This is a genomic window from Variovorax sp. V93 (assembly GCF_041154485.1).
Taxonomy (GTDB): Bacteria; Pseudomonadota; Gammaproteobacteria; order Burkholderiales; family Burkholderiaceae_C; genus Variovorax; species Variovorax beijingensis_A.
Map to the genome: position 1 here is coordinate 633,946 of NZ_AP028670.1, position 12,586 is coordinate 646,531.

At 65.6% G+C, this 12,586-nt stretch carries 9 protein-coding genes and 1 pseudogene; 4 read left to right on the plus strand and 6 right to left on the minus strand.

The features are described from left to right. Window positions 1–16: 16 nt before the first annotated feature. The 4 genes and pseudogenes from ACAM54_RS29015 to ACAM54_RS29030 all read left to right on the plus strand — a co-directional run. Window positions 17–4,819, plus strand: a complete 4,803-nt coding sequence (locus ACAM54_RS29015) for an RHS repeat-associated core domain-containing protein (RefSeq protein WP_369651453.1) — start codon at window positions 17–19, stop codon at window positions 4,817–4,819. Beyond that, on the plus strand, window positions 4,816–5,214 hold the full coding sequence (locus tag ACAM54_RS29020) for a hypothetical protein (RefSeq protein ID WP_369651452.1): 399 nt from the start codon (window positions 4,816–4,818) through the stop codon (window positions 5,212–5,214). The genes ACAM54_RS29015 and ACAM54_RS29020 overlap by 4 nt, the downstream gene beginning before the upstream one ends. Window positions 5,215–5,321: 107 nt before the next feature. After that, window positions 5,322–6,218, plus strand: coding sequence for an RHS repeat domain-containing protein (locus ACAM54_RS29025; protein ID WP_369651451.1), 897 nt, complete (start codon window positions 5,322–5,324; stop codon window positions 6,216–6,218). A gap of 334 nt (window positions 6,219–6,552) precedes the next feature. Beyond that, a pseudogene (locus tag ACAM54_RS29030) lies at window positions 6,553–7,665 on the plus strand (type IV secretion protein Rhs); the annotation flags it as partial. Window positions 7,666–7,868: 203 nt separating this feature from the next. Here the strand turns inward: ACAM54_RS29030 and ACAM54_RS29035 are convergent. The 6 genes from ACAM54_RS29035 to ACAM54_RS29060 all read right to left on the minus strand — a co-directional run bounded on the left by ACAM54_RS29035 (window position 7,869) and on the right by ACAM54_RS29060 (window position 12,535). After that, complete coding sequence (locus ACAM54_RS29035; RefSeq protein WP_209502245.1) at window positions 7,869–8,156, minus strand: copper-binding protein; 288 nt, start codon at window positions 8,154–8,156, stop codon at window positions 7,869–7,871. Between the two features lie 30 nt (window positions 8,157–8,186). Next, on the minus strand, window positions 8,187–8,699 hold the full coding sequence (locus ACAM54_RS29040; protein WP_369651450.1) for a plastocyanin/azurin family copper-binding protein: 513 nt from the start codon (window positions 8,697–8,699) through the stop codon (window positions 8,187–8,189). 58 nt (window positions 8,700–8,757) lie between these two features. Continuing rightward, window positions 8,758–10,173, minus strand: a complete 1,416-nt coding sequence (locus ACAM54_RS29045; protein WP_369651449.1) for a multicopper oxidase family protein — start codon at window positions 10,171–10,173, stop codon at window positions 8,758–8,760. Window positions 10,174–10,208: 35 nt separating this feature from the next. Continuing rightward, window positions 10,209–11,633 (minus strand): TolC family protein, encoded by a 1,425-nt coding sequence (locus ACAM54_RS29050; RefSeq protein WP_369651448.1) that lies wholly within the window; start codon window positions 11,631–11,633, stop codon window positions 10,209–10,211. After that, window positions 11,630–11,965, minus strand: coding sequence for a hypothetical protein (locus ACAM54_RS29055; RefSeq protein ID WP_369651447.1), 336 nt, complete (start codon window positions 11,963–11,965; stop codon window positions 11,630–11,632). The genes ACAM54_RS29050 and ACAM54_RS29055 overlap by 4 nt, the downstream gene beginning before the upstream one ends. Before the next feature lie 129 nt (window positions 11,966–12,094). After that, window positions 12,095–12,535: a hypothetical protein gene (locus ACAM54_RS29060; protein WP_369651446.1), complete on the minus strand. Its 441-nt coding sequence runs from the start codon at window positions 12,533–12,535 to the stop codon at window positions 12,095–12,097. Window positions 12,536–12,586 lie beyond the last annotated feature (51 nt).

Sequence of the window (12,586 nt, forward strand, 5' to 3'; positions counted from 1 at the left end):
CGGGAGAGATTCGCGAATGGCTGACCAGGCCCCCCAGAACGATGCGCAAGGTGCGCAAGCCACCGAGCGCGAGCGCCAGACCGCGGTGGCGCCGCTCAACACCATCGGCGAGGAAGACATCGGCGCCGGCGCCGCCAAGATCGACAAGTGGCTGCGCAAGCTCACCAACGACTACGTCACGCTGAACGTGCTGACGACCTTCGCGGGCAGCCTGCCGGTCATCGGCAACATCATGGCGCTCATCGACGCGGTCTGGGACCTCGTCGAGATGGTCACCAAGAAGGCGTACAGCGATGTGCTGCAGTGGGTGAGCCTGGCCATCAACCTGCTGGGCGTGATCCCGTTTCCGCCCGCCACCGGCGCGGCGCGCATGAGCCTGCGGCCCATGCTGCACCTGCTCAAGCAGGAGATCGCCAAGTCGGCCAGGAACGTGGTGCCGAACATCGGCGAGGCGTTCATCGCCGTGCTCGTCACCCACCTGAACGACACCATTGCCGGCACGCTCGACAAGTTCGTGGACGAGGCGCTCGGCTACCTCGACGACTTCCTGCAGTCCTGCGCGAAAAAGGTCGACGGCATCGCCGATGCGCTGATCGGCGCGCTGCAGGTGGCGCTCGGCGAGAAACCGGTGTTCGCAACCGGCGCCGCTGCCGAGAGGAACACCTACGACCCCAAGACCCAGAGCACCTGGAGCCGCATGATGGCCGCCGCGGCCGAGGCCGCGAAGAAATCCGCCAACTACGTGGCCGCCACCACGAGCCACTATGCGCTGCCCGACAGCGCCAAGGCGATGATCCGGGACACCGTCGCCAGCCTGACCGACCTCAAGGGCGCGGCCCGCCGGCAGATCATGCGGCTGGGCGACGAGAGCCTGCAGTACGGCATCAAGTGGATGATCAAGATCCTCAAGGATGCATTGCTCAGGCGCAAGGGAAAGCACAGCGCCAACATTTCCGCAAACAACGGAACGCAGGTGGAGAGCAAGAAGCCCGGCGGCGAACAGGGCGCCACGTCTGCCCAGGTGCCGGCCAGCGGCGACCCCAGCTGCAAGAACTGCACGAATGCCGCCGCGGGCGGCGCCATCAGCCTGGCCACCGGCTGCGAGAGCTTCGACCACACCGACTTCGTACTCGGCGCGCCCCTGCCCATCACCTGGACGCGCACCTACCGCAGCGACCTGGCCGCCTTCGACCAGGGCAGCCTTGGCGCGCGCTGGATCACGCCCTACAGCACGCGCGTGGACGTCGCCAAGGCCGCCAAGGGCCGCCGCCAGGGCCAGATGAGCCTGATCTATCACGGCGCCGACGGCCGCAGCCACGCCTTTCCGCTGCTGGCCGTGGGACAGAGCCATCGCAACCCGATCGAGGAGATCACCCTCACGCGCCTGAGCGAGCGCCTGCTGGCGGTCGACTTCGGCAAGCCCATGCCGGCCGGCGAAGCCGCCGACTGGCGCGAAACCTACGAGCTCGTCGACACCATCGCCGCCAAGTCCGGCTCGCAAGGCAAGCAGCACTTCCGGCTGGTGGCGCAGCACACGAACAGCGGCGCTGCCATCGGCCTGCGCTACGACCACGTGATTGCCGCCACCGGCGAGCAGGTGCTGAGCGACATCGTCAGCAGGCAGGGCGAGGCCATCATCGCCCACGTCGGCACCCAACCCGATGCGCAGACCGGCCTCATCAAGGCCCTGTGGGAGCTGAAGGACGGCCGCGTCGTTCGCCAGCTGGCCGCCTACACCCACGATGGCGAAGGCGACCTCGCCACCGCGCAGGACGAGAACGGCGCCGGCTGGCACTACAGCTACAGCCACCACCTCGTCACGCGCTACACCGACCGCACCGGCCGCGGCATGAACCTGCAGTACGACGGCACCGGCGCCGACGCCAAGGCCGTGCGCGAATGGTCCGACGACGGCAGCTTTGCGCTCACGCTCGAGTGGGACAAGAACATCCGCCTCACCTACCTGACCGACGCCCTCGGCGCCGAGACCTGGTACTACTACGACGTGCTGGGCTACACCTACCGGATCATCCACCCGGACAAGCGCGAGGAGTGGTTCCTGCGCGACGACGCCAAGAACATCACGCGCCACATCCACACCGACGGCACCACCGACGACTACGTCTACGACGCCAACGGCAACCTCAAGACCCACACCCGCGCCGACGGCAGCAGCGTCCATTACGCCTACGACGCGCGCCACCGCATCACCGGCATCCTCGATGCCGAGGGCGGCGCCTGGAAGCGCGACTACGACGCGAACGGCAACCTCACCGAAGAGATCGATCCGCTCGGCCACAAGACCGAATACGCCTACGACCCCGCCGGGCGCCCCGTGCGCATCACCGACGCCAAGGGCGGCATCAAGACCCTCGCCTACACCCCCGACGGCCAGCTGGCCAGCCACACCGACTGCTCGGGCAAGACCACCCAGTGGGCCTACGACGGCCGCGGCCGCCTGGCCAGGGCCACCAACGCCCTGGGCCAAGCCACCCGGTACCGCTACACCGAAGCCGGCGAAACCGCGCGGGCCGCGATGCCGGCGGACCACGCCAACCACCCGGGCCAGCTCGAGGAGATCGTCCACCCCGACAACACCAGCGAGCACTTCGCGCACGACGCCGAGGGCCGCCTGCTCGCCCACACCGACGCGCTGGGCCGCCGCACCAGCTACAGCTACACCCGCGCCGGCCTCGTGTCCCAGCGCACCGACGCGGCCGGCCACACCCTCAAGTACCACTGGGACCTGCTGGGGCGCCTGCGCGAACTGCACAACGAGAACGGCAGCCGCTACGACTTCCGCTACGACCCGGTCGGCAGGCTGCTCGAGGAAACCGGCTTCGACCGCAAGACCACCCAGTACCGCTACGACGAAGCCAGCGGCGTGCTGGCCGAGGTCATCGAGGCCGGCCACAGCACCCGGCTCGAATTCGATCCCCTGGGCCGCCTGAGCGAGCGCCAGGCCGGCGACCAGGCCGAGCGCTTCGCCTACGACCGCAACGGCCGCCTGGTCGAGGCCACCAACGCCAAGGCCAGGCTCCAGTGGTTCTACGACCGCGCGGGCAACCTCGTGCGCGAGCACCAGCACTACCTGGACCATGGCCACACGGCGGTCTGGCAGCACGGCTACGACGAGCTCCACCAGCGCGTCGCCAGCGTCCGCCCCGACGGCCACATCACCCAATGGCTCACCTACGGCTCCGGCCACGTGCACGGCCTGCTCGTGGACGGCCAGGACATCCTGGGCTTCGAGCGCGACGACCTGCACCGCGAGATCGGCCGCGACCAGGGCAATGGCCTGCACCAGGGCTCGAAGTACGACCCGGCCGGCCGGCTGCTGGAGCAGCAGATCTCGCAGACGAAACCCGGCGCGATCGAGGCCGTGGGCATCCGCCGCAGCTATGCCTACGACAAGGCCGGCCAGCTGGTGGCCATCGGCGACAGCCGCCGCGGCAACCTGAGCTACCGCTACGACCCCGTGGGGCGCCTGCTCGAAGCCCACAGCCGACTGGGCCGCGAGACCTTCGCCTTCGATCCGGCGGGCAACATCGGCAACCCTTCCGACACCGGTGCGGACACACAGGCGGCCGGCCGCATCACCACCCGCGTGGCGGTGCGCCTGAACGGCGATGGCCGCAGCATGGCCGGCCGGCTGATGGACAACCTGCTCAAGGACTATGCCGGCACCCACTACACGTGGGACGAACGGGGCAACCTGGTCGAGCGCAGCCGCAACGGAGAAAAGACCACCTTCACCTGGGACCGCTTCAACCGCATGCGCAGCGCCGAGACCTTCGGTGAGACCACGAGCTTCAGCTACGACGCACTGGGCCGGCGCATCGCCAAGCGAAGCTCACACGCGACGACCCTGTTCGGCTGGGACGGCGACACGCTGGCCTTCGAGAGCACGCAGAGCACCGAGGCTCGGCAGGAGCAACAGGCCTGGCGCGGCGACAGCGTGCACTATATCCACGAGCCCGGCTCCTTCGTGCCGCTGGTGCAGATCCGGCAAGCGCAGGCCGTTGCGCTGAACCAGACCACCGACGTGAAGGCGCTGATCGCGGCCAATGGCGGGCGCTACGACATCGAGCAGGATCCGCTATGGAACGGGGAGCAACTCAACACGCCCGACCCGTTCGCGAAGGAAGAGATCGCGTTCTACCAGTGCGACCACCTGGGCACGCCGCAGGAGCTGACGGACCACGAGGGGCGCATCGCCTGGTCGGCCAGCTACAAGGCCTGGGGGGAAGCCAGGCAGGCGATCAGCGAGGCGGGACGCAAGGCGGGGTTCAGGAATCCGATCCGGTTCCAGGGGCAGTACTTTGACGAAGAGACGGGGCTGCACTACAACCGGTATCGATACTACGATCCCGTGGGTGGGCGATTTATATCCAATGATCCGATTGGATTGCTTGGCGGGATCCACCTTCAGCAATATGCTCCAAATCCCACTGAATGGATTGACCCGCTTGGATTAAATCGTACAAGCGGCGCAGGCCGAAAACCGGAGTCATCAAAGCCCAATCAAAACCCCAAATGCTCCGAATGCAGAAGACCGTGGGAAGTAAATCGCTACGACAGACTTTGCGATGGTCATGTCCCCGGTGTTGGCAGAGTGAAATATTTCCATGATCCCAAAACCAGGCAGTGGTGGTCGCCGGATCAAACAGGACATGGTGGAAGTGCCTGGAAAGTTTACAACAGTGATGGTTCTTGGAGAGCTGATGCGGACCGGTATGGCGACTTTATGAGCAAACATAAGAGTGAAACCGGAAAGAACGTTGACCTCAAAAATATGAAGTGCAAGGATGTTCAATGATTGAGTCTGCAGAAGAATTCGCAAGACTGAGATTAAGCTCTACAAAAGAAGAATATGACCGCGCCGCTCACGAAGAGGCACCAGTTGAGGTTTGGATCGATGTAATAGAAAATTACCCCGAACTCAGGCAATGGGTTGCACACAATAAAACCATTCCTCTTGAAATACTTGAATACTTGGTCAAAAATCATCCCGAAGTAAATTCATTTGTGGCAGACAAAAGAAAGTTATCTCCGGAGTTGTTTGATATATTGTCTAGAGATGAAAATTATCTTGTTCGCGAAAGAATTGCAATTAATGCAAAAACCCCTATCCACATACTAGAGAGACTTTCAAAGGATTTTGCAGAAGATGTAGCACAAGCAGCACGCTACAATTTAAAAAATAAAAAATAGTTTCGAATTTAAATCTGAATGTAATACTACGGCGCGCTGCGCCGGCGCATCGCCAAGCGATCCGAGCACGACGTCACCAGGAGCTGCAGGCCTGGCGCGGCGACAGCGTGCACTACATCCACGAGCCCGGCTCCTTCGTGCCGCTGGTGCAGATCCGGCAAGCGCAGGCCGTTGCGCTGAACCAGACCACCGACGTGAAGGCGCTGATCGCGGCCAATGGCGGGCGCTACGACATCGAGCAGGATCCGCTATGGAACGGGGAGCAACTCAACACGCCCGACCCGTTCGCGAAGGAAGAGATCGCGTTCTACCAGTGCGACCACCTGGGCACGCCGCAGGAGCTGACGGACCACGAGGGGCGCATCGCCTGGTCGGCCAGCTACAAGGCCTGGGGGGAGGCCAAGCAGGCGATCAGCGAGGCGGGACGCAGGGCCGGGTTCAGGAATCCGATCCGCTTCCAGGGGCAGTACTTTGACGACGAGACGGGGCTGCACTACAACCGGTATCGGTATTACGACCCGGTGAGTGGGAGGTTTGTATCGAAGGATCCAATCAAGTTGCTGGGAGGCTTGAACCTTCAGTTGTATGCGCCGAGTCCGACAGAGTGGATCGATCCGTGGGGGCTTGCAAGCTGCTCGCTTTACAGATCGATGAAAACGGGAGCAGATGGATTGCCACTACCTGAACCTACTGCAAGAGGCTTGGGGGCGCGTATTCCAGGCGATCTATCTGCCGATGAGCACGGAAACGTTCATCCCAACACCGGTGGTATATCAGTCGCTCCGCATACGCCGGGGAATCTGCCTAGCCATCGCCGGCCAGCAAGTCTTGGAGGAACAGGCAAAGACGAGGTGTGGGGCATCAACTCAGAAAATCTTGGGCCGGACTTGCGGTATGTGCAGGACTGCCCAACGCACGGAACTATTCAGCCCAGCCGCACGATGCCAGCCGGCGAATACCAAGCCGCCCTAGAGCGAACGAAGACAAGATGGAGAAAGCCATGACACACGATGCATTCCCCTCCCAGGAAATTCAAAAAGAAGTTGCATGTCAACTAGAGAGAGGCGCCGACTTCATGCAACTCCACGGGCTGCTCAGTCAGTACAAGAAAAAGGGACTAACCGCAGACGAGGTTGCACACGAGCTAGAACAACTTAGGAACTCTGTGACCGTCGAATCCAGAGAGGACGCAATACTCGAGCTATTGGACATAGTTCGTGGGTTTTGCTCGCCCAGTCTAAAAATTTGGTGAAGCACGGTTGTCAAATATTTAGACGGTTGATGACTAGATGTGATGTTTCCGATGGTGTCGACGGCGAAGTACTCCGCTAGATCGCTGTGATCGATTTGGAATCAAACGCGTACCACTGGGACCTGCTGGGGCGCCTGCGCGAACTGCACAACGAGAACGGCAGCCGCTACGACTTCCGCTACGACCCGGTCGGCAGGCTGCTCGAGGAAACCGGCTTCGACCGCAAGACCACCCAGTACCGCTACGACGAAGCCAGCGGCGTGCTGGCCGAGGTCATCGAGGCCGGCCACAGCACCCGGCTCGAATTCGATCCCCTGGGCCGCCTGAGCGAGCGCCAGGCCGGCGACCAGGCCGAGCGCTTCGCCTACGACCGCAACGGCCGCCTGGTCGAGGCCACCAACGCCAAGGCCAGGCTCCAGTGGTTCTACGACCGCGCGGGCAACCTCGTGCGCGAGCACCAGCACTACCTGGACCATGGCCACACGGCGGTCTGGCAGCACGGCTACGACGAGCTCCACCAGCGCGTCGCCAGCGTCCGCCCCGACGGCCACATCACCCAATGGCTCACCTACGGCTCCGGCCACGTGCACGGCCTGCTCGTGGACGGCCAGGACATCCTGGGCTTCGAGCGCGACGACCTGCACCGCGAGATCGGCCGCGACCAGGGCAATGGCCTGCACCAGGGCTCGAAGTACGACCCGGCCGGCCGGCTGCTGGAGCAGCAGATCTCGCAGACGAAACCCGGCGCGATCGAGGCCGTGGGCATCCGCCGCAGCTATGCCTACGACAAGGCCGGCCAGCTGGTGGCCATCGGCGACAGCCGCCGCGGCAACCTGAGCTACCGCTACGACCCCGTGGGGCGCCTGCTCGAAGCCCACAGCCGACTGGGCCGCGAGACCTTCGCCTTCGATCCGGCGGGCAACATCGGCAACCCTTCCGACACCGGTGCGGACACACAGGCGGCCGGCCGCATCACCACCCGCGTGGCGGTGCGCCTGAACGGCGATGGCCGCAGCATGGCCGGCCGGCTGATGGACAACCTGCTCAAGGACTATGCCGGCACCCACTACACGTGGGACGAACGGGGCAACCTGGTCGAGCGCAGCCGCAACGGAGAAAAGACCACCTTCACCTGGGACCGCTTCAACCGCATGCGCAGCGCCGAGACCTTCGGTGAGACCACGAGCTTCAGCTACGACGCACTGGGCCGGCGCATCGCCAAGCGAAGCTCACACGCGACGACCCTGTTCGGCTGGGACGGCGACACGCTGGCCTTCGAGAGCACGCAAAGCATCGAGGGCCGCCAGGAATACCTGGGACGCGGCGACAGCCTGCACTACATCCACGAGCTCGGCGCCTTCGCGCCGCCGGTGCAGATCCGGCCAGTTGCGTTACGCCAGCTTCAGCGCGCAGGCTCGATGTGCGTCACAACAATCTTCCCGTCCATCTTCCCCGCATCAAAGCGCACCTTGTCCCCCGCCTGGAACTTGTCCAGCACGGTCTCGTCGCTCACCCCGAAGACCATGGTCATGCCGGGCATGTCCAGGCTCTTGAGCGGGCCGTGCTTGATCGTGAGTTTCTTGTTGTCCTTGTCCACCTTGCGGATCTCGCCGTCGGCAAGTTCCGCGGCGGAGACTGTGAAGGCCAATGCGGCCAGCGCCGCCATGAGTGAAATGCGAATCTTCGACATGGTCATGTCTCTCCTGGAGGTTGGGGTTTCTTACTTGGCGGCAGCGGTCTTGGCCACGGTGACGGCGCCCTTCATGCCGGCGTCGTAGTGGCCCGGCTGCAGGCATGCGAAGTCGACCTTGCCGGCCTTGGTGAACTGCCACACGATCTCGCCGCTCTTGCCCGCGGCCAGGGTCACCATGTTGGGCTCGGCATGTTCCATCTCGGGGTTCTTCTTCATGGCTTCGTAGTGCTCCTTGAGTTCCTTCTCGGTGCCGAGCACGAGCTCATGCTTCAGCTGGCCCGAGTTCTTGACGACGAAGCGCACGGTCTCGCCCTGCTTCACATTGATGTCGGCGGGCGTGAAGCGCATGCCGTCGGTCATGTCGACGTTGATGGTTCGCGTGGCCTTGGCGTCCACGCCGGGTTGGCCGATGGCCGCTTCGGCGTCGCCGTGGCCGTGGCCATGGCCCCCGGCGTGGTTGCCGGCAGCGGAGGCGCCTGCGGCCGCCAGGGCGGTGAGCGCGGCGAAGGCGGTGCTGCGGAGGATGTTGTTGTGCTTCATGGTTGGATTCCTTCTGAAGGTTGGAGGTTGGAAGAAGAGAGAAAGGAGAAATGAAAAATCAGTGGCCGGTGTGGCCGCTGCCGGGCTTGCGGATCTGGACTTCGATGTTCTTGGCAGGCATGTTCTGCGCGGGCATCGCGGCCGCACCGGCATCGCGCCGGCGCGAGGTCTCCGGTGGCGGGCCGTCGAGCTCGTAGGCCACGGTGCCCTTGGGATGCTTGAACCAGCCGGGGTTGCTGTAGTCGCCGGGCTTCTGGTTCCTGCGCACCTTGACCACGCTGAACATGCCGCCCATCTCGACCGAGCCGAACGGCCCTTCGCCGGTCATCATTCGCGCGGTGTTGTCGGGAATGGGCATCTCCATCTCGCCCATGTCGGCCATGCCGCGCTCGCCCATCACCATGTAGTCGGGCACCAGGTTCGTGATCTGCCTGGCGACGTCCTTGTGGTCCAGGCCGATGAGGGTGGGCACGTCGTGGCCCATCGCGTTCATGGTGTGGTGGCTCTTGTGGCAGTGGAAGGCCCAGTCGCCCTCCTCGTCGGCCAGGAACTCGATCTGGCGCATCTGACCGACGGCCACGTCGGTGGTCACTTCGTACTGGCGCGTGCTCTTGGGGGTCGGCCCGCCATCGGTGCCGGTGACGAGGAACTCGTGCCCGTGCAGGTGCATCGGGTGGTTGGTCATCGTGAGGTTGCCGATGCGGATGCGCACCTTGTCGTTGAGCCGCACGTTGAGCGAGTCGATGCCGGGGAAGATCCGGCTGTTCCAGGACCACAGGTTGAAGTCCAGCATCGTCATGATCTTGGGCGTGGCGCTGCCGGGCTCGACGTCGTAGGCGTTGAGCAGGAACACGAAGTCGCGGTCGACCTTCTCGATCAGCGGATGCTCGGCCTTGGGGTGCGTCACCCAGAAGCCCATCATGCCCATGGCCATCTGCGTCATCTCGTCGGCATGCGGGTGGTACATGAAGGTGCCGGGCCGGCGCGCGACGAACTCGTAGACGAAGGTCTTGCCCGGGCGGATCGCCGGCTGGGTCAGGCCGGTGACACCGTCCATGCCGTTGGGCAGGCGCTGGCCGTGCCAGTGCACGCTGGTGTGCTCGGGCAGCTTGTTGGTCACGAAGATGCGCACCCGGTCGCCTTCGACCACCTCGATGGTCGGGCCGGGCGACTGGCCGTTGTAGCCCCACAGGTTGGCCTTGAAGCCGGGGGCCATCTCGCGCACCACGGGCTCGGCCACCAGGTGGAATTCCTTCACGCCGTTGTTCATGCGCCAGGGCAGCGTCCAGCCGTTGAGCGTGACCACGGGGTTGTAGGGCCGTCCGCTGGATGGCATGAGCGGCGGCATGGTGTTGGGCGTGGTCTGGGTCACGGGCTCGGGCAGCGCGGCCATCGCCACCTTGCTCACGCTCGCGGCCGCGAGGGCGCCGGTGATGGCACCGGCGCCGCCGAGGAAATTGCGTCTGTTTGTCATGTCGTTCGAATCGTTGGTGAGTGCGGGTGGCGCATTCAATGGGCGGCGCCGGCGGAGGCGGCTTCGCCCCCCGCGCTGGCGGTCGGGGCGCCCATGGCCGTGGGCTTGCCGATCACCGAGGCCGCCAGCGCGGCATCGGCCAGCCAGAACTGCTGCTGGGCGTTGATGGCGTTGCTCACGCTGGCGATCTGGTCGCGCGCCTCGGCCAGCAGCTCGAAGACGCCGATCAGCATGCCGTTGTAGCGAAGCACGTTCTCGTCGGCCATGGCCTGGCGCAGCGGCACGATCTCGTCGCGGTAGTGCCGCGCGATGTCGTAGGCGGTGCGGTAGGCCGAGTAGCCTTCGCGCAACTGCGACGAAGCGCCACGCACGGTGGCGTCGTAGCGGTTGGCCGCGGCCAGCGACTGCGCATTCAACGCGTCGCGCTGCGCCGAGCCCCAGTCGAACAGCGGCAGCCGGATGTCGAGCTCGAAGCCGCGCCGCGTGCTCCGGGTGCCTTCGGCGTTGTCGAACACGGTGTCGCGCCGGCCGCCGACCTCCACGTCGACGAAGGTCGACAGCAGGTTGATGCCCTGCGACTTGCCCGCCACGTCGAGCTGGGCGCGCGCGAGCTGCACGTCGAGGCGCTGCTCGGTCGCGGTGGCGGCCACTTCCTTGGCCTCGCGCGGCGCCTTGGGCAGATCGGGCAGCCGCTCGGGCAAGGCCAGCCTGGCGGCCTGCACATCATCGAGACCCAGGGCGCGCACGAGCTCCTCGCGCGCGGCGGTGGCGGCGTGCTGCGCCGATGCCAGCTGCGTGGTCGCGTCGGCATAGAAGACCTGCTGGCGCGCGCGCTGCAGCTTGCTGAAGTTGCCGATCTGCTGCATACGCCGCGCGAGTTCCGCGCTGGCCTGCGCCGAGCGGTTGACCTGCTCGGCGTACTGCAGCAACTGTTGCGCAGCGACGGCGCGGACCCAGGCCTGCCGCACCTGCGTGACCTGGTCGACCACCGCGCCGGTGAGCTGCACCTTGGCCTGGCTCGATTGGCTGCGCGAGATCGACAGGCGCTGCGGCAGCAGGAGGAGGTCCACGAGGCCGAAGGACAGCAGCCGCCCGATCTCGAGTTCGCTGTTCAGGCGCATGCGCTCGAAGGTGAAGACCGGGTTGGGCAGCCGGCTCGACTGGTTGGCCGCGGCGATGTCGCCCCAGCTCTGCGCGACCAGGGCCTGCACCGCGGGGCTGTTGGTGAGCGCGAGCTGCACCGCGTCGCTTTGCGACAGCGGCCTGGACAGCAGCTCCTGCGCGAGCGCGACGCGGCGGTCGCGCTGCTCCTGCGTGCGGCTGAGCTCGAGCTTGCCGCCGGTGAACTGCCCGGCCTGGGTGTTGGTGTCCTGCAGCGCGTCGTCGATGCCGACCGAGGCGCAGCCGGCCAGCAAGACGGCCGCCGCCGCGAGGGCCGTGAGGCGCACGGCGCGCTTCATGGCTTCTGCTCCTTTTTCGAGGGAGGCATCGGCATCGTGTGCCCCTGGTGCGCGGCCGGCGCATCGGAGGCGCTGCCACCCGCGGCCTCCTCGGCATAGGCCTTCCAACCGCCGCGCTGGCGGACGGTCTCGTTGGCCTGCTTCCACGGAATGGGCTTGTCGTCGGTGAAGGGCCGGTAGCCCTCGAACGCGGACCGGTAGCTCAGGGCGGTGGGCGCGCCGGCGGCGCCTTCGTCAGCCGATGGGACGGACGCCGGCTGGGCCGCGGCGGCGAGCGCGGCCGCCACGGCTGGAAAGACAGCCAGCCAACGGGCCGGCAATGAATGGAACATGGAAACCTCGCATGGTCATGAACGGAATGCGTCACGGCACCCGGAGGGGCATGACGCAGGCGATGCATGCGCGTTCGCTGCCGTGCTGCGGCGGCCCGATGACCGGGCGCGCGCAGGCGCACGAACGCTTCAGGCGCGAGGAGGTTTGTCGAGGAGGCGCGGCGCGACCGTGGCCACCGTGGTGGCGGGCTCGGTCAGGTCGGCGCGCGGAAGGCCCTGGAACACGATCAGTTCCAGCGTGCTGGTGAGTGCGGTGGCATGGCAGGCGCCGCAGGTGCCGCACTTGTGCATTCCATCGGGCGACGCGTGGGTGTCGGCGCCGGCGCTGTGATCGCCGGCGGATGGCCCAGCGTCCTGCGCGGCGGCTTCGTGGTGGTGATGGTCTGCATGCCCATCGCCATGCGCCTGCTGGGCATGCCGATGCGCTGCGGCCGGCGCGGCGGTTGCCGCAACCGCCAAGGCAGCACCCTCATGGCCCGGCCCGCAAAAGACCATGGCTGCCGCCGCGTACGCCTGGAAGGGCACGGCAAACATCACGATCCAGAGGACAAAGAGGCGAACCCGGTGCATGCGGAGATTGTAGATAGAGCGGCAATGCCTGTCCGTATTCGACGGGCATGC